We start from the raw sequence: 25287 nt of genomic DNA on the forward strand, positions 1-25287 counted from the left end.
AACAACGGCACGCCGCGACGGCCGGGAGGAGCCTGTCACGCCGGGTACCGTGAGGTGTGGCCGACACCCCCACCTCCCTGTGGCGCGCCGCGCTGCGACCCCGCATGCTCGGCCTGCTCGTGGTGCTGCTCGCCGCCGCGGCCGTCTGCGGCCGGCTGGGCGCGTGGCAGCTCGAGCGCGCCGAGGTCCGCGGCGCCGCGTCGGCCGAGCGCGAGGCCGCGCGGATCGTGACCGCCGACCCCGAGCCGCTGACCGACCTGCTCGCCCCGGGCCAGACGTTCGCGGGTGACCTCGTCGCCCGCAAGGCCGTCGTGACCGGGACGTACGACGACGCCGCGACGCTCCTCGTGACGGGCCGCGAGCACGACGGCCGCACCGACGGCTTCCTCGTCCTGACGCCGCTGCGCGTCCCCACCGCCGACGGCGAGGCCGTGCTGCCCGTCGTGCGCGGCTGGTCGCCGACCGCCGACGTCGCCGCCGCTCCGGCCGGCGAGGTCGAGCTCGTCGGATGGCTGCAGGTGGCCGAGGAGGCCGGGTCCGCGGTCGACGGCGGGCGCACCGACGCGATCAGCGCCGCGCAGCTGCTCGCCGCGTGGGGCGGTCCGATCTACACGGGGTACCTCGTCGTGCAGTCGAGCGACCCCACGGACCCGGCGGCGGCCGACGGCCTCGACGGGCTCGACCCGCCCACGCGCGCGGGTTCGGGGCTCAACGTGCAGAACCTGGCGTACGCCGCCCAGTGGTGGATCTTCGGGCTGTTCGCCGTGGGGCTGTGGTGGCGCCTCGTGCGCGACGAGGCCGCCGGACGGCCCCCGCTGCCGGGCGACGAGGCGTCGCAGGACGCCGAGCCCCGCGTCGGCGTGACCTGAGGCGTCCGTCCTCAGACGGACTCGTGCTGCCAGGACCGCCACAGGGCCGCGTACTCGCCGCCCGCGGCGACGAGCTCGTCGTGCGGGCCGATCTCGCTGATCCGTCCCGCGTCGACCACGGCCACGCGGTCCGCGTCGTGCGCGGTGTGCAGCCGGTGCGCGATCGCGACGACCGTGCGTCCCTCGAGCACCGCGGACAGCGAGCGCTCGAGGTGGCGCGCGGCGCGCGGGTCCAGCAGCGACGTCGCCTCGTCCAGCACGAGCGTGTGCGGGTCGAGCAGCACGAGGCGCGCGAGGGCGAGCTGCTGGGCCTGCGCCGGTGTCAGCGCGGTGCCGCCCGAGCCGACCTCGGTCGCCAGGCCCTCGGGCAGGCCCTGGACCCACTCCCACGCGTCGACCGCGCGCAGCGCCCGCTCGATCTCCGTGTCGTCCGCCTCGACCTTCGCCAGGCGCAGGTTGTCCGCGACCGTGCCGACGAAGACGTGGTGCTCCTGGGTCACCAGGGCGACGTGGCCGCGCAGCTCCTCGAGCGGCAGGTCGACCAGCGGCACGCCGCCCACCGTCGCGGTGCCACCCGTGGGCGGGTGGATGCCGGCGAGCATGCGGCCGAGCGTCGACTTGCCGGCCCCGGACGGGCCGACGACGGCCAGCCGCTCGCCGGGCGCGAGGTCGAGGTCGATGCCGTGCAGCACGTCGTGGCCCTCGCGGTACGCGTACCGCAGGCCGCGGGTCGAGATGCGCTCGTCGGTCGGCTGCGCGTCCGACGCCTCGCGGTCGGTCGCGACCAGCCGGACGCCGACGATGCGGGCCAGGGCCGTCGCGGCGACCTGGATCTCGTCGACCCAGAAGATCAGCTCCCACACCGGCCCGGTCACCTGGTAGGCGTACATGACGATCGTGGTGACCGCGCCGAGCGTCACGTGGCCGGTCGACGCGAGGTACCCGCCCCAGACCAGGACGGCGACCGGCGCGAGCACGAAGGCGAGGTCCACGCCGGGGAAGAGGATGGTGCGCAGCCGCAGCGTGGCGCGCTCGGCGTCGAACGCCTCGCGCAGGTCGTCGCGCACCTGCTGCTCGCGGGCGTCGGCCAGCGCCAGGGCGTCGACCGTCCGCGCGCCCTCGACGGTCTCGGTGATCGTGCCGTTGAGCACCGCGTAGGACGCCGACTCCCGCACGTACGCGGGCGTCGCGCGCCGCAGGTACCAGCGGACCATGAGCACCATCGTCGGCACCCCGAGGAACAGGCCGAGCGACACCAGCGGGTCGATGACCAGGCACGCGACCACGGTGAGGGTGATGGTGACCACGGCGACGATGACCCGCGGGACCCCGAACCGGACGGCGTGCTGCAGCTTGTTGACGTCGTTCGTCGTGCGGGCCACGAGATCGCCCGTGCCGGCGCGCTCGACGACCGACAGCGGCAGCGATGTCACGGTCTCGAGGAACTCCTCGCGGAGCTCGGCGAACACCCGCTCGCCGAACAGCATGGAGGCCCGCTGCGCGTACCGGATCAGACCGGTCTGCGTGAGCACGGCCACGGCGCCGACCGCGACGAGCGTGTTGACGTACCGCGCGTCCGTGCCCCGCGTCACCGCGTCGACGAGCCGGCCCAGGAGCAGGGGCCCGGCCAGGCCCGCGACGGCAGCGAGCGTGTGCAGCGCCGCGAGGCCGCCCAGGCGGCGGCGGTGCCGGCCGAGCAGCTCGGCGGCGTAGGCGCGCACGGTCGCCGCGTCGGCGATGGGCAGCTTCACGCGGCACCTCCGGTGGGCTGGTCGAGGGAGGACAGGTCGTACGGTGCGAGGTGCGGCGGTCCGACCTCGTCGAACGAGCCCTCGACGGGCAGGTCGTCGTCCATGCGCCGGCCGACGACGCGACGGTAGGTCGCGGCGACGTCCGGCCCCGCGACGCCGTCGAGCAGCCCCGCGTGCGTGCCGCGTGCCACGAGCCCGCCGTCGACGACCAGTTGCACCTCGTCGACGTGGTCGAGCACGAGCGGGCTGGCGGTGACCACGAGCGTGGTCCGTCCGCGGCGGGCGTCCGACAGGCGTGCGGCGATCCGCGCCTCGGTGTGCGCGTCGACCGCGCTCGTGGGCTCGACGAGCACGAGGATCTCGGCCTCCGTGAGCAGGGCGCGGGCCAGCGCCACGCGCTGACGCTGGCCGCCGGACAGCGAGCGGCCCTTCTCCGGCAGCTCGCCGTCCAGGCCGTCGGGCACGGAGTCGAGGACGTCCTGCGCGTCGGCGAGGCCGCTCGCGGCGAGGAGGTCCTCGCGCGCGGCGCGGCCGCGCACGTCGAGGCCGGCGGCCAGGCTGCCGGAGAACAGCTGCGGCATCGCCTCGGCGACGACGATGCGGCGCCGGACGTCGGCCAGCGGCAGGTCGCGCAGCGGCACGCCCCCGAGCAGCACCGGCGTCCCCGCCTCCGCGTCGTCGTCGAACCGTCCGAGCCGGGTGGCGATGGCGGCGGACTCGTCGGGGTCCGCCGACACGAGCGCGACGACGCGGCCCTGCTCGAGCGTGACACCGCTGGCCTCGTCGACCAGGGGCGAGCCGCTGGGCGGCATGGCGGCCGCGCCCGGCGTGGCCCCCGCGGCCGGCACGACGCGCAGCACGGCGAGCACCTTGCGCGTCGCCACGACGGCGCGGGTCGTCGCCTGCAGGAACTCGGTCGCGTTCTGCACCGGCCACCCGAGGAAGGCCGCGTACCCGTAGGTCGTGACGAGCTGACCCGGCGTGATCGCCCCGGTCAGCGCCATGTGGGCGCCCATCCACACGAGGGCCGTGACGAACAGGCCGGGCAGCAGCACCTGCAGGGCGTCGAGCCAGGACTGCGTCACCGCGACGTTCTCGCCGCGCTCGCGCACGAGCTGGGACTGGCGGCGGTAGCGGCCCGTGAAGACCGACTCACCGCCGATGCCGCGCAGCACGCGCAGGCCGGAGACGGTGTCGGAGCCGAGCGTCGTCAGCCTCCCCGACGCCTCGCGCTGCGCGGACTGGCGCCGCTGCAGCGGCTTGACCATCAGGCCCAGCGCGGCGGCGACCGTGGGCAGGCCCAGGAGCACGACGAGCCCGAGCGGCACGGAGACCTGGAGCATGAGGACCGCGACGGCGGCGTACGCGGTCAGGGAGCCGATGAACCGCGCCGTGACGGCGAACAGGTCACCGACCCGCAGGGCGTCGTTCGCGACGGCCGAGACGACCTCGCCCGTCGGGAGCTCCGCCGTGACCGCGTGCCCCGATCGCGCCGTGGTGCGCCCGACGAGCTGCGACGTCGTGAACGCGGCGCGCAGCCAGTTCGCGACGTCGAACCGGTGGCCGACCGCGGACGCGGCCGCGCTCACGACGCCGAGCGTCAGCAGCGCGCCGGCGGCGCGCAGGAGGTCGGGGCCGAAGCCCTGCTCGAGGCCGTCGTCGATCGCGCGACCCGTGAGGTACGGCAGGAACGCCTGGCAGGCGAACTGCACGACGCCGCAGGACACGGCGGCGAGGAGGATGCCCCACTGCCGGCGGGCCAGCCAGCCCAGGTAGGCGGCGGGACCGCGCAGCGGCGGGGTGCCGGGATCTGCGAGAGGAAGGGAGCGCACGTCGGTCCACGTTACGGGGCGGTACTGACAGCGACGAGACGTTTTCCCGGGGCCGGGAGCGGCGGGTGGCCGGCCCCCGCCGAGGGTGTGCACCGCGCACCGGTGCGGGTGAACTCGGCCGGTCTGGGTCCGAGGGCCCATGCGCTGGTGGACGTGGCCCTGCGAGCAGGTCCGGCGTGAGTCGGTGGGCCCTGCGCCCGGGGGCCGCGGCCCGGCACGATCGGGGGGTGCCTCAGCCTCCCGGGCCGGACCCGGTCCCGTCGTCGCGCGCCACGCGGCTGCCCGCGCGCACGCCCCAGCGCTCGAAGCTGCCGAGCGGCGCCTCGAGCACGTCGACCGCGCCCCGGCGCGGAGCCACGAGGCCGAACGGCCGCAGCACGTGCACCGCGACCACGACGCCCGCGGCGTCGAGCTGCGCGACGTCGAGCGCCTGCGTCATCCCCACGCCGTGCACGGAGGGCTCGCCGACGAACCACATCGCCTCGGGCAGGCGGCGTCGGCCGAGCATGCCGCGCGCACGTCGCGCCCACGTGTCGGCCAGCATCAGGTCCGCGACGTCGCGACCGTCGACCAGGAGTCGTCCCACGGGCACAGTGTGCCCGTCCAGCCCCAGGACGGGGCACGCGCACGGGATGATCCGGACGTTATCCTCCCAACGCCTCCTCGCCGTCCTGGCGGGGCACGCGTCCGGACGGGTGACCACGACCACCCCGACGTGCTCGGTACGAGGTCGTGGGGCACTCTCGACGTGCCGCACCCCCGAAGACGGCGATCGAGCAGAGCGAGGAGAGTGCACGTGACGGTCCTGGCGCTGGCCCCTGCGAGTCAGGTGCCCGAGGGGACGCTCCTCGCGGCACCCGACGCCGAGTCCGTCGTGGCGCGCCTCCTGGAGCTGGGGGACGCCGAGAACGTGCTGGTCGTCGCCACGGACCGCGCCGGCCTCGAGGCCGCGCGTGCGGCGCGGCTCGTGCTCGGTGGCGAGGGCCTCGGTGTGCTGCACCACCCGGTGCCGCCGACGGCCTCGTTCGTCGCGCTGGCGGCGCTGCGGATGCTGCCGCCCGTCGCTCTCGGCCTGGCGCCCGCGCTGCTCGCCGCCGTCGCGCACGACTCGCGGACCGCCGCGCTGCTCTCGTCCGTCTCGGCGCTCGACACGCCGCGCCCGTCGATGTCGCTCGACCTCGCCAGCCGCCTGCCCGGGTCGGTGTTCCGGGTGGACTGGACCGCGCAGACCGTCGCGCGCGCCGAGTCGATCGACCTGCCCGCCGGCATCGCGGCGGTCACGACCGCCTCCGAGCGCCCGGTGCGGGAGGTCGACGCCGCCGCCTGGGGCCCGACGCAGATCCAGCTCGAGACCGATGGCGCCTTCTGGGGTGCCAAGCGGTGGTTCGAGGCGACGGTGCTGCTGCGCCCGCTCGAGGAGACCGTCGGCGCGCTGCTCCGTCCGGACGTCGTCGCCGCCGCCCACCGCTGCGCCTCGTGCGGTCGGCACGTGGCCGGCGAGCTGTGCGTCTTCTGCCAGATCCCGGTGCTCTCCGGCGCCGCTCCCGTCCACTCAGGAGGACATGTATGAACCCGCGCCAGCGGCGAGGGGCTCTCCTGCTCGTCATCACGGCTCTCGGTGCCATCGCGGTCTTCTTCGCGGTCGTCGTGTACGTCGGTGACGTCAGCTCGCGCGTCGGACCGATGACGCAGGCCCTCCAGCTCAACCGGGCCGTCGACGCCTTCGAGCCCGTCGAGCCCGACATGTTCGACGTCGTGGAGGTCCCGCAGCGCTGGCTGCCGAGCACCGCGGTCGGCGACGTCGCGCAGACCAGCGGGCTCGTGGCGGCCGCGGCGCTGCCCGAGGGCGCCATGCTCCAGGAGGGCATGCTGGTGCCGCGCCCCGGCGTGCAGCCCGGCTACCGGGAGGTCGCGATCGTCGTCGACGCCGAGACCGGTGTGGCCGGCAAGGTCGCGCCCGGCGACCACGTCGACATCCTCGCGACGATCGAGGGCGGTGACGACGCGCCCGCCCGTTCCGAGATCTGGGTCTCCAACGTCCTGGTGCTCGAGGTCGGCCTGCCGCGCGACGTGGAGTCCTCCGACGCCAACGGCAACTTCGGCAACACCCAGGGGGTGCCCGTGACGTTCGCGCTCACGTCGCAGGACGCGCTGCGCCTCGCGTACGTCGAGAGCTTCTCGGTCAAGCTCCGTCTCGCCCTGCGCGGCGACGGCGACGACGCGGTCCTGTCCGACGACGAGCTCGTGTTCCAGGCGGGGTGACGGCGATGTCGACGAAGGTCCTGCTCGCCTCCGGGGACGAGCGCACCCTGGAGCGCTACACCCAGATCCTGGCCGAGGCCGAGGGCATCACCCTCGCCCAGGTCGTCCGCGACGCCTCGGCGATCCCCGACGCGCTGCTGCGCTTCCCCGACGTCGACGTGCTGGTGATCGACGACCAGCTCGACGGCGGGCGCGGGCTGGTCGTCGCACGCTCGATCGGTGCGGCGAACCCCCTGCTCGGCCTGGTCATGCTCGTGGACCAGACCGGTCCGGACCAGCTCGCCGCCGCCATGGACTCGGGCGCGCGGTCCGTGATCTCGCGGGCGTCCAGCCTCGCGGAGGTCGTGGCCCGCCTCGAGGCCGTCGCGCAGTGGGTCGGCGCGGCACGCAGCGCCGTGACGTCCGACGCGACCGGTGGGCGCGGCGGCACCGTCATCGCCGTCGCCGGTGCGAAGGGCGGCGTGGGCACGTCCGCCCTGACCCTGCTGCTCGCGCAGTCCTACGCCGGTCCCCGCACCGTCGGGGTCGTGGACTTCGACCTGCAGTCCGGTGACCTGGCCGCCTACCTCGGCGTGCACACGCGGCGCTCGGTCGTCGACCTCGTCGACATCGCGGGGGAGATGACGGGACGCATCCTGCGCGAGACGTCGTACGACGTGCCGGGCGGGGTCCGGCTCCTGTCGGCCCCCAACGACGGTGAGCGCGAGGAGGAGATGACGGCGCGCGCCGCTCGCTCGATCGTCAACGCGCTGCGCTTCCAGTTCGACGTGTCGGTCATCGACGTCGGCTCCCACCTGACCGAGGCCACCGCCGCCGTGCTGGAGGAGGCCGACACGACGCTGCTCGTCGTGACGCCCGACCTGCCCGCGCTGCGCTCGGCGCGCCGCACGCTCGCCATGTGGGAGCGGCTGGTCGTCCGCCAGCGGTCCGCGGTGCAGGTCGTCCTCAACCGGCAGAACCGCCGCAACGAGGTGACGGAGCAGCTCGCCGCCAAGATCGTCGAGACGCCCATCCACGCGGTCGTCCCCGACGGCGGCACCGCGTTCGAGTCCGCCATGAACACGGCGACGGTCACGCAGGCGACCGGGCCGGCGCACGTGGCCGCCGGGCGCCTGGGTGCCCGCCTGCTCGAGCGGGCGGGCGACGGCGGGACGGTCGAGGAGGCCGTCGACGAGGCGCTCGCCGAGGCACGCAGCGGTGGGCGTCGGGCCCGCCGCGGGGACGCGGGCCAGGCGGCCGTCGACCTCCCGATCGCGTTCGGGGTCGCGCTCCTCCTGCTGCTCGCCTGCTTCCAGGGTCTGGCGTGGGGCGCGGGACACCTGGTGGCGCGCAACGCCGCGCACGAGGCCGCTCGTACCGCGGGGCTGCTCCCGTGGGGGCCGGCGGCGCAGGACCAGGCCCGCCGGGACGGCATCGACCGCCTCGACCCGATGTGGCGCGACGGTGCCGTGGTGGCCGTCGGCGAGCACGACGTGCGCGTCAGCGTCGGCACACCCAGCCTCGTGCCGGGCCTCGACATGTCCGCGGCCGTCAGCGTCCCCGTGCAGCGGGAACGCTGATGGGCACCCGCGAGGTCGCCACCCGCCGGCGGGACGCGGGCCTGACGTCGATCGAGCTCGTCAGCTACGTCTTCGTGCTCACCCTGATCGCGCTCGTGTGCGTCCAGGGCGTGTTCCTGTCGCAGGTCACGTCCGCCGCGCAGCAGGCCGCGCGGGACGGGGCCCGTGCGGCGTCGCTCGGGCGGGACGTGAACCACGAGGTGCGCCGCGCGCTGCCGGACTGGGCCACCGTCGAGTCGGTCGCCCTCACCACGCCGTCCGACGGGTACCGCGTCGAGGTGCAGGTCCGGGTGCCCGTCCTGCTGCGTGGCGTCACGTCGTCGAGCTTCGTCGTGACACGCGACGCCATCCTGCCGAGGGGCTGACCCATGGGACTGCTCGACCGCATCCAGCAGACCGACTCCCGGTCCGACGAGCCCGACCTCGTCTCCCACTACCGTGACCGGCTGCTCGAGGAGATCGACCTCGACGAGCTCTCACGGCTCAAGCCGACGCAGCGGCGCGCGCGCCTCGAGCGCATCCTGTCGACGCTGCTGTCCGCCGACGGCCCGGTCCTCGCCTCGCGCGACCGGTCGGTGCTCATCCAGCGCGTGGTCGACGACGCGCTGGGGCTCGGCGTCCTCGAGCCGCTGCTCGCGGACGAGTCCGTCACCGAGATCATGGTCAACGGCCCGCGCGACGTGTTCGTCGAGCGGCTCGGACGCGTGCAGCGCGTCGCCACGACCTTCGCGTCGGACGAGCACCTGTACCAGACCATCGACCGCATCGTCTCGACGGTGAACCGTCGCGTCGACGAGTCGTCGCCGATGGTGGACGCGCGCCTGCCCACCGGTGAGCGCGTCAACGTCATCATCCCGCCGCTCGCGCTCGACGGGCCGTCGCTGACGATCCGACGCTTCCCGCGGCCCTACCGCCTCGGCGAGCTCGTCGAGAAGGGCAGCCTCGACGTGCGCGCGGCGACCCTGCTCGGCGCGTGCGTGCGCGGCAGGCTCAACGTGATGATCGCCGGCGGTACCGGTACCGGGAAGACGACCTTCCTCAACGCGCTGTCCGGGCTCATCCCCGCGCACGAGCGGATCGTGACGATCGAGGACGCGGCCGAGCTCTCGCTGCAGCAGGAGCACGTGGTCCGCCTCGAGTCGCGACCCGCGAACGTCGAGGGCAAGGGCCAGGTGACGATCCGCGACCTCGTGCGCAACTCGTTGCGCATGCGGCCCGACCGGATCGTCGTCGGCGAGGTCCGCGGCGGCGAGACGCTCGACATGCTCCAGGCCATGAACACCGGTCACGAGGGGTCGCTCGCGACCGTGCACGCGAACAGCGCGCTCGACGCCATGGGTCGTCTCGAGACGCTGGCGACCATGAGCGAGCTCGAGCTCCCCGTCGCGACGCTGCGTGACCAGATCAACTCGGCGATCGACGTGATCGTGCACCTCGAGCGCGGGTCCGACGGCACGCGGCGCGTCCGCGAGGTCGCGGCCCTCGTCTCGCGGCGCCGCGAGGACTACCAGCTGGCCCCCCTGATGACGTTCGAGCCGGACCCCGTGGGCCCGGACCGCAAGGTCACCGGCCGGTTCGTCATCCACCCCATGCCGGAGGAGCTGCGCCTGCGGCTGCAGCGCGCGGGCGAGACCCTCGCGCCGCACGATCCCAGCGGTGTCGCGCCATGAGCCCCCTCATCATCGCCGCGCTGCTCTTCGTGACGCTGGTGCTGCTGGTCGTCACGGTGTCGGTGCTGCAGGAGGACGCCGCGCACCGCCGGCGGCTGCTGTCGGCCGTCGAGGCGTCCGACTCCACGCGCAGCGGGCCGTTCGACCGGATCGACGCCGCGCTGCGCACGACCGGACCCGGCATGCGCTTCTCGTCGCTGCTGGCGGGCTCCGGACTGGGCTCGCGCTCCCCGTCGCTGGTGCTGCTGCTCGTGGGCGCCTCGGCGGTGTCCGCCGCGCTGCTCGTCCTGCCGCTGGCGGGACGCGTCGCGGCCGTGCTGGCAGGCGGCCTCGTCGTGCTGGCGTTCCGCCGCTGGCTGGAGCAGCGCCGCCAGGCACGTGTCGAGAAGTTCATCGGGCAGCTGCCCGAGATGGCACGCCTGCTGGCCAACGGCGCGCAGGCCGGTCTGGGCATCCGTCGCTCGATCGAGCTCGCCGCACGCGAGATGGACGAGCCGGCGAGCAGCGAGCTGCAGCAGGTGGCCTCCGAGATGGCGATCGGGCAGACCCTCCAGGGCGCCCTGGGCCACCTCGCGGAGCGCCTGCCGTCGCGCGAGCTGGTGGTGCTCGTCCAGACCCTCGTCATCCAGGGCAAGGCCGGTGGTGCGCTCGTCTCGGCGCTGCAGAACATCGCGACGACCCTGGACGAGCGGCGTCAGCTGCGCCGCGAGATCACGACCGCGACCGCGGGCGCGACCTTCTCCGGGTACGCGGTCGCGGGCATCGGCGCGTTCGCCGTCGTCGTGATGAACATGCTGCAGCCCGGCGCGCTGGACACCATGCTCGGCACCCTCCCCGGTCAGATCACGGTCGTGCTCGCCGCCATCATGTTCGCCGTCGGGTTCGTCATGATCCGCCAGATCACGAAGGTCAAGTTCTGATGGGCCTCCTGCTGGGGCTGGCGGCCGCCCTGCTCACGGTCGTGGGCATCTCCGGCCTGCGCATGCTGCGCACGACCGGCCTCGAGGACGTCGAGGAGCAGATGCGCACCGCCGTGGCGGTCGAGCGCGAGAAGGGCCTCGGCCCGCTGCTCGACACCCTCGGCGCCCGGTTCCTCGGGCTCGCGATGCGTCTGTACGGCCCCGTGCGGCTGCGTCGCCTCGAGGAGTCGATCCGCCGCGCCGGACGGCCCGACGGCGTGACGCTCACGGTCTACCTGCGCCGGCAGGCGGCGTTCGTCGTCATCGGCGTCGTGGTGCTGGTGCTCTTCGCGATCCTGGGGCAGCCGCTCATCGGCGTGCTGATGTTCGGCCTGCTCGCGGGCTGGATGCGCCTGTGGCTGACGACGGCCGGCTCGCGCCGCCAGGCGCAGATCGAGATCGAGCTGCCGGACTTCCTCGACGTCCTCGGCGTGACCGTCAAGGCGGGTCTCGGGTTCCGGCAGGCCGTCGAGCGCGTGTGCGAGTTCCACGACGGTCCGCTGGCGCAGGAGATGCGCACCGCGCTGCAGGAGATGAGCGTCGGAGTGTCGCGCCGCCAGGCGTTCGTGGCCATGCGCGACCGCACGCGGTCCGAGGGCGTGGCGGCCTTCGTCACCGCCCTGCTGCAGGCCGAGGAGCTCGGTGTCCCGCTCGCGAGCGCGCTCGACGACATCGCGTCCGACGTGCGCAAGGACCACGCGCAGCGCGTCCGCCAGGCGGCAGCGAAGGCCGCGCCCAAGGTCTCGCTGGTCGTGACCATGACGATCGTGCCGGGAGCGCTGCTGCTCATCGTCGCCTCCGTGCTCCTCGCGAACATGGACACCTTCGGTGACCTCTTCTGACCGCTCCGCGGCGGACGTCGCGGAGCGCTCCGACCACCTGGCGATCGGGCGGGTCGTCCGGCTGCTGAGCGAGGTCCGCCTCGCGGTGCTGGTGGTGTGCATCGTCTCGGGCGTCGTCAAGGGCGGCGTCGGTCTGCTCGGTGCCGGCATCGCCGTCCTGGCCATGCTGTTCTCGGTCATGCCCGCCCGCTCGTGGGAGCAGCGCGGGGAGCTGTTCTCGCGGTCGGGCATCCTGCTCGCCTGCGACCTGGTCGTCACCGTGGTGCTGCTCGTCCTGCTGCCCGGCGAGCTGATGATGGTCTACGCCGCGGCGACGGTCGCGCTGTTCGCGGTGATCGTCGGGACGCGGCTGGCGCTGTTCATGGCGCTCCCCGTCGCGATGGTCCTGCTGGGCGCGCAGGGGACGGCGGACGGCCTGAGCTGGCTCGTCGTGGTGACCGGCGCCGTCGGTGTGCTCGCGATGGCGTGGGCCGGCAACGCGCTGGGCAGCGCCCTGCGGGCGCAGGAGGCCGCGGCACGTCGTGCCGCGAGCGGTGAGATGCGCCGCGCCGCCACGCTCGAGCGGGTGCGCATCGCGCGCGAGCTGCACGACACGGTCGCGGGCGACCTGGCCGGTGCCACCATGCTCGGCCGCACGCTCGTCGACCGTCTCGTGCGCGACGGCGCCGACCCGCGCACGGTGACGCTGGCCCGCCGCCTGGCCGAGTCGTGCGCCACCGCGCACACGCACACCCGCGTCGCGCTGGGGGAGCTGCGGCGCGCCGAGATGAGCCCGGTCGAGGAGCTGACCGCGACGGTCGGCGACTGGTCGGAGCGCACGGGCGTGCGCACGTCCGTCCGGGTGGCCCCGGCCGTCGAGGACATCCCCCCGCCCGTGGCGTCCGACCTGCGCGCGATCGTCCTGGAGCTGCTGGAGAACGTCCGGCGGCACGCGGCGGCGCGGCGGGTCGACGTCGCCGTCACGCTCGACGGCGACACCGTGCGGCTCGTGGTCGTCGACGACGGGCGGGGGATCCCGGACCCCGAGCACGTCCCCGTGGGCGAGTCCGGCCACTACGGGCTGCGCGGGATCGACGAGCGCGCGCAGGAGCGCGGCGGGTCCGTACGACGCAGCACGCCGCCCGGCGGCGGGCTGCGGACCGAGGTCGTGCTCCGCACGGACCTCGACGTGGAGGAGGTCGTCCCGGACGGGGCGGTCGGCGCACAGGTGGAGGTTCCGTGAGGGTCCTGGTGGCAGACGACAACGGGCTCATCCGGCTGGGGGTCCGCGCGGCGCTCGAGGAGCTGCCGGACGTCGAGGAGGTCGTCGAGGCGGCGAACGGGGCGCTCGCGGTGGCGCGGGCGCAGCAGGGCGACGTCGACGTCGTGCTGCTCGACGTCCGGATGCCCGAGCGCGACGGTCTGAGCGCGCTCGTGGACATCGTCCCGCACGCGATCGTGCTCATGCTGACGAACACCGACGACATGGCCTCCGTCGCGGACGCCATGCGCAACGGGGCGTCCGGCTACATCGTCCACGGGTCCCTCGACCCGCAGGGCATCGGTGCGGCGATCCGCACCTGCCTCGCCGGCGGTCGGGTCATGTCGGGCTTCGAGCCCTGGGCGGCGCCCGTACCCGCCTCGCCGGCGCCCCTGACGGGCGGTGCCGAGGTCCGCTCGGGCCTGTCCGAGCGCGAGGCCGAGATCATGGACGTCGTCAGCCAGGGGCTCACGAACACCCAGATCGCCCGGCAGCTGTTCCTCAGCGAGAAGACGGTCAAGAACCACATCAACCGGATCTTCTCGAAGCTGGGGGTGACCAACCGCGCGCAGGCCATCGCCATGTGGCTCGGCACTGGGCCCGCGGGCCCAGCAGGGATTGGGACCGGGATGGGTCCTGGGCCGGTCGCTGGGCATGTGGCCCGTCCGTAGCGTTGTCCACGTCAAGCCGACCAGCCGGGGCGCACAGCCCCTCCTCCCAAGGAGAGCCATCGTGGACAACATCACCCGTCACGCCCTTGCCGCCCGCATCGCTGTCGCCGGCGCCGTCACCGGTCTGTTCGACAAGGTCCGCACGGACGACCGCGGCCAGGGTTCCGTCGAGTACGTCGGTATCATCGTCGCCGTCGTGATCATCGTCGGTCTCGTGATCGCCGCCGCGACGTCCTCGGACCTCGGCAACACGATCATCAACCGCATCAAGGACGAGATCGCCTCCATCTGACCTGGAGTCGCACCCCGCAGGGCGGGGACGACGGCCACCACGGTGACCGGGCCGGGCGCCACCGAGCGCCCGGCCCGCTCCCATCTCCACCCCAAGGAGCCCGAGTGCACCGCGTGACCCTCCCGGCCCTCACCGCCGTCCTGGCACTGTTCCTCGTCGGCTGCACGGGTGACGCCCCCGGTCCGACCCCGTCGCCGACGGGGAAGGCGACGTCGGCGGCACCGACTGACGACGTGGACGGTGCCGTGACCCGGGAGGTCGAGGTGTCGGGGGCGCCCGTCGAGCTGACGGTGCACCCGCTGCAGGTGGCCGACGGCATCGGGCTCCTGACCGTCGACTACGTGATGGCCGAGGACGCCCCCGCCGGTGCGAACGTCGTGCTCAACATGCTCCTGTCGGCGGACGCCGGCATCTCCGACGTCGGCGGGATCCGGCTCGTGGACCTCGAGAGCTCGCAGGTCTGGCTGTCGGGCAACGACGCGGGCGTCTACCCGCGCGTCAAGCCCACGGTCCTCATGCCGGGCACGACGCAGCGCACGGAGTCGTTCTTCGCCGATCCCGGTGTCGAGAGCGTCGACGTGCTGTTCCCGTTCTTCGGGCTCGTCACCGACGTCCCCGTCGTGGACGCCGACGCGGGCGCGACGACGCCCGAGGACGTCGGCCTGACGGCCGGCGCGCAGTACCCGGTCCACTCGCTCGACGCCTTCACGGTGGCGTTCGACGACAGCGCCACGACCTCCGTCGAGGGCGAGGAGACGACCGTGACGCTCGCGTCCGACGTCTTGTTCGCGACCGACGAGTTCGTCCTGACGACCGACGCCGCCGCGCGCGTCGACGCCGCAGCCGCGCAGATCGCGCAGGCCGCCCAGGCGGGCGAGGTGCGGGTCGTCGGACACACCGACGACGCCGCCTCGGACGCGTACAACCTCGACCTCTCGCAGAAGCGCGCGACCTCGGTCGCGGAGCGGCTCGGCGCCGGCCTCGGCGGTGCCTTCACGCTGGTCACCGAGGGCAAGGGCGAGACCGAGCCGATCGCGGCCGGCTCGAGCCCCGAGGCCCGGGCCGCGAACCGGCGGGTCGAGATCCGCTTCACCGCGACCTCCCCGGCCGCCGCGCTCGTCGGCGCCGGCACGACGGCGCCGCCGCCCGAGCCGACGGGCGCCACGGGTACCGGTCACGACCCGGTCGCCGTCACCGTGCGCGACGCGACCTACGACGCCGCCGTGGAGTCCGTCGTGCGTCGCAGCGGGCACCTCGTCGGCACGATCGTCCTGACGCGCACCTCCGCCGGCGGCGGCGGGGTCGACGGGGTGCTGGGCTCGGCCGTGACCGGTCGCGCCGCCGCACGCGGCCTGTCCCTGTACTCGAAGGTCGCGGGCGCCAACGCCGCGACCCTGCTCGGCGACGGCATGCGCGTCTACCCGTCGGACTACGTGGCGGTGCCCGCCGCCGACGGCAAGACGGACCAGCGCGCGATCCTGGCGGACCAGTTCCTCAAGGGGCGCGTCGAGCAGGGCCAGTCGATCGCGGTGACGGTCGTGTGGCCCGACACCGGGCAGGACACCGTGTCGCTGGACGTCCCCGACGTCCTGCGCATCACCGACATCCCCGTCGAGGACTGACCACCGCGCCCGCCGCGGGCACCCAGCAAGGAGAAGCCATGAACGGGACCGGCCACCGGGTCGACGGACGCGCCGTCGTGCTGTTCGTCGTGCTCGACCTGCTGACGTACGCGCTGCTGTACTGGCTCGTCATGCCGGCGTTCGCCGAGGTCCTGCTCGCCGTGGACCCCACGACGTCGGTCGCGATCGGCTGGGTGCTCTCGGCGGTCCGCCTCGTGCTCGTCGGTGTGGTCGTGGCGCGGTCGTACCGCCGCCGGCACGGGTTCGAGACCCGCTCCGAGCTGCTGCCGACCGCCGTCGTCGCCGGTGTGACGGCGTGGTCGGCCCAGCTGCTGCTCGGCGTCGTGGCCAGCGTGATCGTGGGCGTCGCCCCGGGGTCGTGGGCGATGCTGCGGGACCTGGTCGTCTGGGTCGGCTTCGCGGTCGTCGCGACGCTGTTCGTCCAGCCGGGGCCGCCCGAGACCATGCCGCTGCGCTTCCGCGAGGCGCTGGGCTCGGACCGGGGCGCCGTCAACGTGATGCTGGTGCCGGCCGTCGTCGCGGTGGTCGTCCTCGCGCTCCTGCTCATCCGGATGGTCGGCTCGGCCGCGAACGACGAGCGCGAGGCACGCACGGCCGCCGACGCGGCCGCGCTCGCCGCGGTCGACCGCTGGCGGCTCGACCTGAGATCCGCCTTCGACGCCGCGGTCGGCTCGTCCGACCCCGCGAGCTTCTGGGCCTTCGCGGGCACGGACCTCGGCTCGCTGGCCTCCGGGAGCATGACGTCGGCGGCCGACCGGTACGCCAGGGCCAACGACGCCGAGCTCGTCGCGATCGACGTCGACCCCGCCAACGCGCGGGTGACCGTCCGGGTGCGCCACCACGACACGGTGCCCGAGACGACGACGCGCAAGGAGTCGGTGGCGAGCGCCGAGCTCGTGCTGCGCGGCGGCGTGTGCCGTTCGGGCAGCCGCCTGGGCTTCCGCATCGGCGGCACGTGCCGCACGAGTGCGCCGCCGCCGCCGCCCGTGCCGTCGCCCACCCCGGAGCCGACCCCCTCACCAGGGGAGCCGACGCCCAGCCCGACGCCGCCCCCGCCGCCGCCGCCCTTCGTGCCGCCGTCGGGCATCGGCGGGTTCCTCGTGGACACCCGGCTCACGGTGTCCTGACGCCACCCGGACGGCCGTCACCCGCACGGGTGCGCGTCGTCCGGCTCGGTCCCGGGGCGGTGGGCCCCAGGGCCTCACCCGGATGCCGGTGCAGGTCCGGGCGAGGTTCACGGGCCCATGCCCCGTGCGCGGGGTGCCCTTAGCGTGACGTTCACAGTCGTTCGTACGGAGGTGGGGACATGTCGAGATGGAGGTCGCGGGTCGTCCGCGGCGCGTCGGGTGACGACGGTGCAGCAACCGTCGAGTACCTCGGCGTGGTCCTGGTGGTGATCGCGATCATCAGCTCGATCATCGTCGGCGCCACGCCGGTCGGGCAGGTCATCGCCGCGCGGCTGTGCGAGGCGTTCGGCACCACGTGCGGCGCCGAGTCCGGCCCCGTCGACGCCGACGGCGACCGCATCCCGGAGGACGCCTGCACCGTCAGCACCGACACCGAGCAGATCAACGGCAAGGTCTCGATCGCGTTCATCGACCTGGGCACCGAGGGCACGATGGTCGTCGAGAAGATGAGCGACGGCACGTACCGCGTCACGGTCAGCGGTGAGGGCGGCATCGACGCCGTGCTCTCGGCCGGCGAGGCCAAGGGCGGTCTGCAGATCGGCGACTACGGCGGCTCGCTGGAGCTGTCGGCGTCCGTCTCCGCGGGGCTGTTCGCCGGCGTGGGCCTGCAGTACGACTTCGACAGCAAGGACGACGTCGACAAGTTCGTCAACCACGTGCACCGCGAGCTCGTGAAGTCCGGCGCCAAGGGCGTCCTCGGCTCGAGCAACCCGGCCATCGGCATCGGCGTCGACGTCGGCGGGTGGCTCATCGACAAGGTCACGGGCTACGACTACAAGCCGCCGAGCAGCCCCAACTCGACCTACTACGAGGGCGGCGTCTCGGGCAACGCGAGCGCGTCGGCCGGGGGCATCCTCGCGGGCGGCTCGGGCTCCGTGGACATCAGCAACGCCATGGGCTTCGAGGTCGACCACAAGACGAACGACGTGACCGTCTACAACCGCGTCACGCTCGACGCCGAGGCGGCGGTGCAGCTCGGTCTGTCGTCCTCGGACGGCAACTGGGGCCAGGGCGCCGGCGGCAGCGCCGGCATCGAGATGGTCGTCTCCACGACCGTCGACAAGTCCGGCAAGGTCACCGGGGTGTCGTTCGACGGTGCGGCCACGGCGGAGGGGGCCATGGCCCTCACGCAGCTCGCCGGGTTCCCGCTCGACGGGTCGGGCGGCAAGGGCGTGCAGATGTCGGCGTCGTTCGACGTGACGGACGCCAACCGCTCGAAGGTGCTCGCGGCGCTCGGTGGGCTGGGTGTCATGTCGGCGGCCACCGGTGGCGCCGTGACCCCGCAGGTGGCGATCCCGGCGATCCTCGCGGAGGCACGCCGCAGCGGCGACATCACGGCCCAGCTGCTGGACGTGAGCAACCAGAACCTCGTCGACGCCGCGCTGTCGCTCAAGGCGCCCGCGATCGGTGGCCTAGGCTTCGAGCTCGGCGCGTCGACGTCGTCGTCCGACAGCACCGACGCGTTCTACCTGGGGAGAAGCGGATGGAAGGACTGGGCGGCGTGCGCAGCATGACGAGGAGGCGGGGCCGGCTGGCCGGCGCCGCGGTCGTGGCAGGGCTCCTCCTCGTGGGCTGCGGCTCGGGCGGGGGCGACGCGACGCCGACGGCGGCGGCCCCGCAGGGCGACGAGGTGATCGAGCCCGTCGCGGACCTCGCGGGTGCCGAGCGCACGTCGTTCGACGGCGTCTCGATCCTGGTCCCGGAGGGCGTCGACGCGGTCGAGCGCGAGCTGTCCGAGACCACGCGGCAGATCACGCTCGTCGAGGACGGTGCCGAGCGCGCGATGGTCGTGCTCACCGTGACCGACGAGGACGTGGACGACGCGGCCGTCGCGGCGTCGGCGCAGGCCGCGCGCGCACAGGTCGTCGGGTCGGGCGCCTTCACCGAGGAGAGCACGACCACCGCGTCGTGGGAGGGCTTCGGGCTCGCGCACGTGCTGCGCGGCACGCTGGACCTCGCCGGTGACGAGCGCGACGTGACGATGGTGACCACGCGCGACCCCGACGGGACCCGGATCGTCGCGGTGTCGGCGGAGGCGGCCGCCGGTGAGCTCGACGGGTCGACGGCCGACGAGGTGCTGCGGTCCGTCCGCGTCGAGGGATGACGTCCGCGCCCGGGGGCGCGCCGTGACCCGCGGTCGCGTGGTGCTCGGTGCGTCCCTCGGCGTCGTCGCGTACGTCGTCGCCCTCGTCGGCGGCGGTGCGCTCGTCGCGGCGGTCGCCACCGCCACGCGCACGCTCCCGCCGATGGCGTGGCTGACCGTGGTCCCGCCGCTGGTCGCGGGGGTCCTCGCGCCGCTGGTCGCGCGTGCCGGTCGCGGTGCGCGCCCGTGGGCGGGTGTGCTGGTCGCGGGCCCGGCGGCGGTCGCAGCGGCGGCCATGACGTGGTGGGGGAGCGTCCTCGCCGCGCAGCACGGCGGTCCGCCGGCGGGCGAGCGCGGCCTCGACGTCGCCGTCCAGGCGCTGGCGGTGCTCGTCGTGGCGGCGGTCACAGCGTTGGTCCTGCGCGCGCGGACGGGCCCCGGACCCCGCGTCGACGCGGACTAGGCTGGGACGCGTGACGCAGAGCCCCGAACCCGCCACGCCCCCCCAGCCGACGACGCACCGCCCCGTCCTGGTCGTCGACTTCGGCGCCCAGTACGCGCAGCTCATCGCGCGCCGGGTGCGCGAGGCGAACGTGTACTCCGAGATCGTGCCCCACACGGCGACCGTGGAGCAGATGCTCGCGAAGGACCCGGCGGCGATCATCCTGTCCGGCGGTCCGTCGTCGGTGTACGCGACCGGTGCGCCGTTCGTCGGGCCGGAGCTCTTCGAGGCCGGCGTGCCCGTGCTGGGCATCTGCTACGGCTTCCAGGCGATGGCGCAGGCGCTCGGCGGCAAGGTCGCCCAGACGGGCCAGCGGGAGTACGGCGGCACGGCCGTCGAGATCACGACGCCGGGCACGGTGCTCGAGGGCAGCCCCGAGGGCCAGACCGTGTGGATGAGCCACGGCGACGCCGTGCACGCCGCGCCGGAGGGCTTCGAGGTGCTCGCGACGAGCGCCGGCAGCCCCGTCGCGGCCTTCGAGGACCGCGAGCGGCACCTGTACGGCATGCAGTGGCACCCCGAGGTGAAGCACTCGCCGCTGGGCCAGGCGGCCATCGAGAACTTCCTGTACCGCGGTGCCGGCCTGGCGCCCGACTGGAACCCGGGCAACGTCATCGCCGAGCAGGTCGAGCGCATCCGCGCGCAGGTCGGCGACGCGCGCGTGATCTGCGGGCTGTCGGGCGGCGTGGACTCCTCCGTGGCGGCGGCGCTCGTGCAGCGCGCCGTGGGGGACCAGCTCACCTGCGTCTTCGTCGACCACGGCCTGCTGCGTGCGGGCGAGGCCGAGCAGGTCGAGCAGGACTTCGTCGCCGCCACGGGCGTGCAGCTCAAGGTCGTCGACGCGCGCGAGCGGTTCCTCACCGCGCTCGCGGGCGTGTCCGACCCCGAGACGAAGCGCAAGATCATCGGCCGCGAGTTCATCCGCGTGTTCGAGGACGCGGCCCGCGAGGTCGTCGAGGACGCCGGTGCGCACGGCGACACCGTGAAGTTCCTCGTCCAGGGCACGCTGTACCCGGACGTCGTGGAGTCCGGCGGCGGCGAGGGAGCCGCGAACATCAAGTCCCACCACAACGTCGGCGGGCTGCCGGACGACCTGCAGTTCGAGCTCGTCGAGCCGCTGCGCACGCTGTTCAAGGACGAGGTCCGCGCCGTGGGCCTCGAGCTGGGCGTCCCCGAGGTCATCGTGTGGCGCCAGCCGTTCCCCGGCCCCGGCCTGGGCATCCGGATCGTCGGTGAGGTCACCGCCGAGCGGCTCGAGACGCTGCGCGCCGCCGACGCGATCGCCCGCGAGGAGCTGACGCGCGCCGGGCTGGACCGCGAGATCTGGCAGTGCCCCGTGGTGCTGCTGGGCGACGTGCGGTCGGTCGGCGTGCAGGGCGACGGGCGCACCTACGGGCACCCGATCGTGCTGCGGCCGGTGTCGTCCGAGGACGCGATGACGGCTGACTGGACCCGCCTGCCGTACGACGTGCTGGCGACGATCTCCACGCGCATCACCAACGAGGTCCCCGAGGTCAACCGCGTCGTGCTCGACGTGACGAGCAAGCCGCCGGGCACCATCGAGTGGGAGTGAGCGGGCGGGTCGCGTGCGCGGCCGCCCCGAGCCGACGGACGACGAGAGGACGAGCGTGAGCACCGGACCGACGAGCACGCCGACGACGACCCCGGGTACGCCCGACGCCGCCGTGTGGGCGCGCAAGGCCCGCGGGTCCCTGGTGCGGTACCGGGTCATGGCCTGGGTCACCGGGTCGATGCTGCTGCTGCTCTGCGTGGAGATGCTGACGAAGTACGTCTTCCACACGGGCGGGTACGACGCCGAGGGCGAGCCGCTGGGCGTCTTCGGCATCTGGGTCGCGATCTCGCACGGCTGGATCTACGTGCTGTACCTCGTCACGGTCTTCGACCTGTGGTCCACCCTGCGCTGGCGCCTGGGGCGGCTGGTCTCGATGGCGGCCGCGGGTGTCGTGCCCGTCATGTCGTTCGTGCTCGAGCGTCGCGTGCGCGCCGACGCGCAGGCGCGCATCGACGCGACCGCGCCCCAGGGCTGACCGGCGCCGTGCGGGTCGTCCACGTCTCCGACTGCTTCGCGCCCCGCACCGGTGGCATCGAGACGCAGGTCGGGGACCTCGCGCGGCACCAGGCCGCCGCGGGGCACGAGGTCCACGTCCTGACGGCCACGCTCGGCGAGGGCGGTGAGCGCGGGGGCGTGGTGGACGTCGAGGACGGCGTCCACGTGCACCGGCTCGGCGCACGTCTGCCGTTCGACCTGCCCGTCAACCCCGTCGCGGGCCCGCGGCTGCTGCGCTCGGCGCTGCAGGACGTGCGGCCCGACGTGGTCCACGTGCACGCGGGTGTCGTGTCGCCGTTCGCGTTCGACGGCGTGCGCGTCGCGACCGCGCTGCACCTGCCGACTGCGGTCACGTGGCACTGCATGCTCGACGGCACGCTGGGCGTCGGGCGCCAGGTCGTGCGCCGTACCCGCTGGCGGCACCTGCCGGCCGCGCTCAGCGCCGTGAGCGGTGCCGCGGCCCAGCGCGTGCGCGACCTGTTCGGCACGCGCGTCGACGTCGTGCCCAACGGGATCGACGTCGCGACGTGGGCGCCGCCCCCGGGCGAGGCGGTGTCCCGGACCTCCGGCGCACCGCAGGCACCCCTGCACCTGGTCGCCACGATGCGCCTGGCGCCGCGCAAGCGCGCCGTCCCGCTGGTCGACGTCGTCGCCGCCGCGGCGGCACGGCTGCCCGCGGGGGCGCTGCGGCTGACCCTGGTCGGCGACGGGCCGGCGCGCGACGCCGTCCGCGCGCGCGTCGCGTCGACCGGCCTCGGTGACGTCGTCGACCTGCGGGGACGCCTGCCGCGCGACGCGGTACGGGCGACCTACGCCGACGCGGACGTGTTCCTCGCGTCGGCCCGGCTCGAGGCGTTCGGCATCGCGGCGCTCGAGGCGCGCACCGCCGGGCTGGCGGTGCTGGCGCACGCGGGCACGGGCGTCGCGGAGTTCGTCACCGACGGGGTCGACGGCTACCTCGTGGCCGACGACGCGGCGATGTCCGACGCGATCGTGCGGCTCGCGGGCGACCGCGAGCTGCTGGCCCGGCTGCGGCGTCACGCGTCGACGGTGCCGCCGCCGTTCGACTGGGCGCACGTGCTGGCGGCCGCCGACGCGCAGTACGCGCGGGCGCGCACCCTCGTCGTGCGCTGAACCGCGCACGCGGGGCGGACTGCACACCGTGCCGCGCCGCCGCAGGATGTCGTCCGGCACCGGGCCCTTGGTCCGGGGTAGCGTGGATGGTTCACCCGGACGGGTGAGCCGTGCGATGCGGCCACGGGACCAGGGTCCCACTCCGTAGGCCCGACCTGCGACGACGCTGTTCACGTGAGCACATCGCTCACCGGGCCGGACCTCCGGTCTTGCGGGGGTCAGTCCTAACCGATCGGGGAGATCGAGATGTCGAACGCAGCAGTCCAGAACAAGCCGGCCCACATCAAGGTGCTGGCGACCATCGTCCTCGTCTTCGGCGTGATCTTCGCGGTGGCAGGGGCAGGCACCTGGATCGCGGTGTCGAGCAACCTGCGCGCCGAGGAGATCACCGTCTCCGACGACGCCGCGGCCTTCGGTGGCGCCCTCGTCGACACGCCCTGGGAGGCGTGGGCGCAGGCCGACATCATCAACCACCACGCGCTCGACGCGTCGGGTGGCAAGACGTACGCCGAGCTCGACAAGGAGGACCCGGTCCGCGCGACCGTCATGAACGGCTCCTTCCTGCGGGCCTCGCTGTTCACCTCGGTCGTCGCCTTCGGCGTCGGTCTCCTGGTCTTCGGCCTCGGCGTCGTCTTCATCGTCACCGGTGAGGCCCTGCGCCGGATCGCCGTGCGGGTCGAGACGCCGATCGGCGCCGCCCCCGTCGCCCAGGCCGTCTGAGCCACTGCGCTCGGGTCGCACCGCGGTCCGCACGCCGGACCGCACGGAGCACGACCGAGGGCCGGTACCCGTCACGGGTACCGGCCCTCGGTCGTACGTCGCCCCGTCCCTCCGACGGGGCGACGGGCTCACGCGCCGCCGGTGCGGCTGCGGCGCAGCCCCTGCAGCAGCGGCCCGAGGATCAGGCCGAGGCCGGCCGCGATGAGCAGCACGATCGCGGCGAGCTGCACGTCGATCGTGTACCCGGCGGCGACGAGCAGGACGCCCGCGCCGACGAGCGCGATGATCAGGCCCCACACCACGGTCCCGACCCTGACCCCCGCGCGCTGCGGGGACGGGGCCGTGCCCGCCGCCGCCGTCGGGGCGTCGTGCGGCACGGTGGCGTACCGGGCCGTGTCGGACGGAGCCGTGGCGTAGGGAGCCGTGGCGTACGGAGCCGTGTCGTGCACGGTGCTGTCCTGCCCGGTGCTGTCCTGCACGGTGCTGTCGTGCACGGTGCTGTCGTCCTGCGTGCTGTCGTCGGTGCTCACGGTGCGACCTCCTCGATGATGCGGACCTCGCCGACGCCCGAGCTGATGTCCAGCACGAGGTCGGGTGAGCCGGCGGCGGCGTCGTCGTCCTGGTACCTCAGGTCGCCCAGGCCGACACCGCTCTGCTCGTGCCTGTCCTCGTCGACCTCGAAGCTCGCGGAACCGATGCCGACCGTGACGTTGGCCTCGACGGCCGCCTCCTGCGGCACGACGACCGTGAGCGACCCGACGCCGATCGAGATCGGCACCCGCAGCACGTCGTCGTCCATCGGGACGCCCGTGAGGTCGATGCGGGACCGGCCGGCGCCGAGCTCGAACCCGGTGGCCGCGACGTCGCGGCTCGTGACCACGACGTCCCGCGCCTGGCCCTCCCAGTCCCGGACGTCGTCCGCCCAGCTGGTCTGCTGCACCAGCGCGGTCGGGACCCACACCAGCGCACCGACCACGGCCAGGAACCCGACGAACCCGCTGCTGCGGCCGCGGAGCCCGAGCGTCACGATGCCCAGGCCCGCGAGCACGAGGGCGATGCCACCGGCCGTGAGCCCCAGCGGACCGTCGTAGGCGCCCACCCGCTCGGCCAGCAGCAGCACGCCGAGCGCGACGACGCTCAGGCCGACGACGGCACCGATGGTCGCGCCGTCCGCGCTGCGCCGCGGCGGACGCGGCGGTGCGGGGGGAGCCGGCGGGACCGGAGCGCTGCCGTACGGCGCGTACGGCGCGTACGGCGGGGGCGGCGGCGGTGCGGCGGCGCCGGGTGCGGGTGCGGACGTCGGCAGGGGGGCCGTCGGCGCCTGCGCCCACGCGCCCGGCGCGCCGGAGGTGCCGGCGTGGGCCGTGCTCGTGTGGGCCGTGCTCGCGTGCGCCGTGCTCGCGTGCCCCGTCGGTGCGGGGCCGGGAGGTGCCCAGCCCGGGGGCGGGGGCCACGTGCCGCGGTTGCGGCGCTGCACGGCCGTCACCACGAGCGCGACGATCCCGGCGACGCAGGCGAGCCACAGCAGGCCGCCCAGCGCGCTGCCGCCGTCCCAGAACCACCACCAGCCGTCGCCGCGCGCGAGGCCGACGACGACGAACGCGAGCGCACCCAGGAGCGCGCCGTTCGCGTCACCCGCCCCGAGCCGCTCGAGCAGGATGCGGTTGTCCCGGGCGTCCGGCAGCAGCGCCCAGGCGATGCCGTAGAGCACGAGGCCGAGCCCGCCGACGAGGAACGTCACGGCCAGGAGCCCCCGCACGAGGAGCGGGTCGACGCCGACGCGCTCGGCCAGGCCGCCGGCGACGCCGCCGACCCAGCGGTCGTCGGAGCGGTACAGCCCCGTGCGCCGCACACCGGCCCAGAAGGCGTGCGGTGCGGGCGGGGGTGTGGGACCCGGGAGGGGCCCGGGACCCGTGCCGGGCGTGTGCCCGGACGTGCCGGCGTCTGCGCCGGAGGGAGTCTGCGTGTCCATGGCTCGATCCTGACGCGCCCGCCACCCCCGG

Annotated in this window: 25 protein-coding genes; 20 read left to right on the plus strand and 5 right to left on the minus strand. The window is 74.5% G+C overall.

What is annotated here, in order from left to right:
• Positions 1-56: 56 nt before the first annotated feature.
• Positions 57-869, plus strand: a complete 813-nt coding sequence (locus H9657_RS08850) for an SURF1 family protein (protein WP_191782480.1) — start codon at positions 57-59, stop codon at positions 867-869.
• 11 nt (positions 870-880) lie between these two features.
• Here the strand turns inward: H9657_RS08850 and H9657_RS08855 are convergent, their stop codons facing one another.
• The 3 genes from H9657_RS08855 to H9657_RS08865 form a co-directional block, all read right to left on the minus strand.
• Entirely contained in the window at positions 881-2620 is a 1740-nt protein-coding gene (locus tag H9657_RS08855) for an ABC transporter ATP-binding protein (protein ID WP_191782481.1), read from the minus strand.
• Positions 2617-4452 carry an ABC transporter ATP-binding protein gene (locus tag H9657_RS08860; RefSeq protein ID WP_318241387.1) on the minus strand — a complete coding sequence of 612 codons (1836 nt, stop codon included), beginning with the start codon at positions 4450-4452 and terminating at the stop codon, positions 2617-2619. Before H9657_RS08860 ends, H9657_RS08855 begins: the two co-directional genes overlap by 4 nt.
• Before the next feature lie 232 nt (positions 4453-4684).
• The gene (locus tag H9657_RS08865; RefSeq protein WP_191782485.1) at positions 4685-5038 is read right to left on the minus strand and encodes a DUF192 domain-containing protein; all 354 of its coding nucleotides are present in this window, start codon (positions 5036-5038) and stop codon (positions 4685-4687) included.
• A gap of 210 nt (positions 5039-5248) precedes the next feature.
• Between H9657_RS08865 and H9657_RS08870 the strand changes: the two genes are divergently transcribed.
• The 19 genes from H9657_RS08870 to H9657_RS08960 all read left to right on the plus strand — a co-directional run bounded on the left by H9657_RS08870 (position 5249) and on the right by H9657_RS08960 (position 23284).
• Positions 5249-6022, plus strand: a complete 774-nt coding sequence (locus H9657_RS08870) for a hypothetical protein (protein ID WP_191782487.1) — start codon at positions 5249-5251, stop codon at positions 6020-6022.
• A complete protein-coding gene (gene cpaB / locus H9657_RS08875; RefSeq protein ID WP_191782489.1) occupies positions 6019-6714 on the plus strand; it encodes a Flp pilus assembly protein CpaB in 696 nt (231 codons plus the stop codon). The genes H9657_RS08870 and cpaB overlap by 4 nt, the downstream gene beginning before the upstream one ends.
• Positions 6715-6719: 5 nt before the next feature.
• On the plus strand, positions 6720-8273 hold the full coding sequence (locus tag H9657_RS08880; RefSeq protein ID WP_191782491.1) for an AAA family ATPase: 1554 nt from the start codon (positions 6720-6722) through the stop codon (positions 8271-8273).
• Positions 8273-8638 carry a pilus assembly protein gene (locus H9657_RS08885; protein ID WP_191782493.1) on the plus strand — a complete coding sequence of 122 codons (366 nt, stop codon included), beginning with the start codon at positions 8273-8275 and terminating at the stop codon, positions 8636-8638. The genes H9657_RS08880 and H9657_RS08885 overlap by 1 nt, the downstream gene beginning before the upstream one ends.
• Before the next feature lie 3 nt (positions 8639-8641).
• Positions 8642-9943, plus strand: coding sequence for a CpaF family protein (locus tag H9657_RS08890; RefSeq protein ID WP_191782495.1), 1302 nt, complete (start codon positions 8642-8644; stop codon positions 9941-9943).
• Positions 9940-10863 (plus strand): type II secretion system F family protein, encoded by a 924-nt coding sequence (locus H9657_RS08895; RefSeq protein ID WP_191782497.1) that lies wholly within the window; start codon positions 9940-9942, stop codon positions 10861-10863. Before H9657_RS08890 ends, H9657_RS08895 begins: the two co-directional genes overlap by 4 nt.
• On the plus strand, positions 10863-11744 hold the full coding sequence (locus H9657_RS08900) for a type II secretion system F family protein (RefSeq protein ID WP_191782499.1): 882 nt from the start codon (positions 10863-10865) through the stop codon (positions 11742-11744). Before H9657_RS08895 ends, H9657_RS08900 begins: the two co-directional genes overlap by 1 nt.
• On the plus strand, positions 11731-12966 hold the full coding sequence (locus tag H9657_RS19640; protein ID WP_191782501.1) for a sensor histidine kinase: 1236 nt from the start codon (positions 11731-11733) through the stop codon (positions 12964-12966). The genes H9657_RS08900 and H9657_RS19640 overlap by 14 nt, the downstream gene beginning before the upstream one ends.
• Positions 12963-13655 (plus strand): LuxR C-terminal-related transcriptional regulator, encoded by a 693-nt coding sequence (locus tag H9657_RS08910; protein WP_191782503.1) that lies wholly within the window; start codon positions 12963-12965, stop codon positions 13653-13655. The genes H9657_RS19640 and H9657_RS08910 overlap by 4 nt, the downstream gene beginning before the upstream one ends.
• 61 nt (positions 13656-13716) lie before the next feature.
• Positions 13717-13947, plus strand: coding sequence for a hypothetical protein (locus tag H9657_RS08915; RefSeq protein ID WP_225214961.1), 231 nt, complete (start codon positions 13717-13719; stop codon positions 13945-13947).
• A gap of 104 nt (positions 13948-14051) precedes the next feature.
• The gene (locus H9657_RS08920) at positions 14052-15569 is read left to right on the plus strand and encodes an OmpA family protein (protein ID WP_191782505.1); all 1518 of its coding nucleotides are present in this window, start codon (positions 14052-14054) and stop codon (positions 15567-15569) included.
• Positions 15570-15607: 38 nt separating this feature from the next.
• Positions 15608-16717, plus strand: a complete 1110-nt coding sequence (locus H9657_RS08925; protein WP_191782507.1) for a hypothetical protein — start codon at positions 15608-15610, stop codon at positions 16715-16717.
• A gap of 179 nt (positions 16718-16896) precedes the next feature.
• Positions 16897-18291 carry a hypothetical protein gene (locus H9657_RS08930; RefSeq protein ID WP_191782509.1) on the plus strand — a complete coding sequence of 465 codons (1395 nt, stop codon included), beginning with the start codon at positions 16897-16899 and terminating at the stop codon, positions 18289-18291.
• Positions 18288-18881, plus strand: a complete 594-nt coding sequence (locus tag H9657_RS08935; RefSeq protein ID WP_191782511.1) for a hypothetical protein — start codon at positions 18288-18290, stop codon at positions 18879-18881. The genes H9657_RS08930 and H9657_RS08935 overlap by 4 nt, the downstream gene beginning before the upstream one ends.
• 22 nt (positions 18882-18903) lie before the next feature.
• On the plus strand, positions 18904-19323 hold the full coding sequence (locus H9657_RS08940; protein ID WP_191782513.1) for a hypothetical protein: 420 nt from the start codon (positions 18904-18906) through the stop codon (positions 19321-19323).
• A 10-nt stretch (positions 19324-19333) separates the two neighbouring features.
• Positions 19334-20935, plus strand: coding sequence for a glutamine-hydrolyzing GMP synthase (gene guaA / locus H9657_RS08945; protein WP_191782515.1), 1602 nt, complete (start codon positions 19334-19336; stop codon positions 20933-20935).
• 55 nt (positions 20936-20990) lie between these two features.
• Positions 20991-21410, plus strand: coding sequence for a DUF3817 domain-containing protein (locus tag H9657_RS08950; protein ID WP_318241389.1), 420 nt, complete (start codon positions 20991-20993; stop codon positions 21408-21410).
• Positions 21411-21418: 8 nt separating this feature from the next.
• Positions 21419-22564, plus strand: coding sequence for a glycosyltransferase family 4 protein (locus tag H9657_RS08955; protein WP_191782516.1), 1146 nt, complete (start codon positions 21419-21421; stop codon positions 22562-22564).
• Positions 22565-22810: 246 nt separating this feature from the next.
• Positions 22811-23284: an aromatic ring-opening dioxygenase LigA gene (locus tag H9657_RS08960; RefSeq protein ID WP_191782518.1), complete on the plus strand. Its 474-nt coding sequence runs from the start codon at positions 22811-22813 to the stop codon at positions 23282-23284.
• A gap of 128 nt (positions 23285-23412) precedes the next feature.
• Here H9657_RS08960 and H9657_RS08965 read toward each other — a convergent pair whose 3' ends face one another.
• Positions 23413-23814: a hypothetical protein gene (locus tag H9657_RS08965; RefSeq protein WP_191782520.1), complete on the minus strand. Its 402-nt coding sequence runs from the start codon at positions 23812-23814 to the stop codon at positions 23413-23415.
• Entirely contained in the window at positions 23811-25256 is a 1446-nt protein-coding gene (locus tag H9657_RS08970; protein ID WP_191782522.1) for a PspC domain-containing protein, read from the minus strand. Before H9657_RS08970 ends, H9657_RS08965 begins: the two co-directional genes overlap by 4 nt.
• Positions 25257-25287: the final 31 nt, after the last annotated feature.

It is taken from the genome of Cellulomonas avistercoris (assembly GCF_014836445.1).
GTDB lineage: Bacteria > Actinomycetota > Actinomycetes > Actinomycetales > Cellulomonadaceae > Cellulomonas > Cellulomonas avistercoris.

What these genes read in the sequence shown, in the direction of transcription:
- H9657_RS08890 (WP_191782495.1), top strand. Translation starts at nt 8,642, where the DNA reads ATGGGACTGCTCGACCGCATCCAGCAGACCGACTCCCGGTCCGACGAG.
- H9657_RS08885 (WP_191782493.1), top strand. Translation starts at nt 8,273, where the DNA reads ATGGGCACCCGCGAGGTCGCCACCCGCCGGCGGGACGCGGGCCTGACG.
- H9657_RS08960 (WP_191782518.1), top strand. Translation starts at nt 22,811, where the DNA reads ATGTCGAACGCAGCAGTCCAGAACAAGCCGGCCCACATCAAGGTGCTG.
- H9657_RS08935 (WP_191782511.1), top strand. Translation starts at nt 18,288, where the DNA reads ATGACGAGGAGGCGGGGCCGGCTGGCCGGCGCCGCGGTCGTGGCAGGG.
- H9657_RS08970 (WP_191782522.1), bottom strand. Translation starts at nt 25,256, where the DNA reads ATGGACACGCAGACTCCCTCCGGCGCAGACGCCGGCACGTCCGGGCAC.
- H9657_RS08900 (WP_191782499.1), top strand. Translation starts at nt 10,863, where the DNA reads ATGGGCCTCCTGCTGGGGCTGGCGGCCGCCCTGCTCACGGTCGTGGGC.
- H9657_RS08880 (WP_191782491.1), top strand. Translation starts at nt 6,720, where the DNA reads ATGTCGACGAAGGTCCTGCTCGCCTCCGGGGACGAGCGCACCCTGGAG.
- cpaB (WP_191782489.1), top strand. Translation starts at nt 6,019, where the DNA reads ATGAACCCGCGCCAGCGGCGAGGGGCTCTCCTGCTCGTCATCACGGCT.
- H9657_RS08930 (WP_191782509.1), top strand. Translation starts at nt 16,897, where the DNA reads ATGTCGAGATGGAGGTCGCGGGTCGTCCGCGGCGCGTCGGGTGACGAC.
- H9657_RS08895 (WP_191782497.1), top strand. Translation starts at nt 9,940, where the DNA reads ATGAGCCCCCTCATCATCGCCGCGCTGCTCTTCGTGACGCTGGTGCTG.
- H9657_RS08925 (WP_191782507.1), top strand. Translation starts at nt 15,608, where the DNA reads ATGAACGGGACCGGCCACCGGGTCGACGGACGCGCCGTCGTGCTGTTC.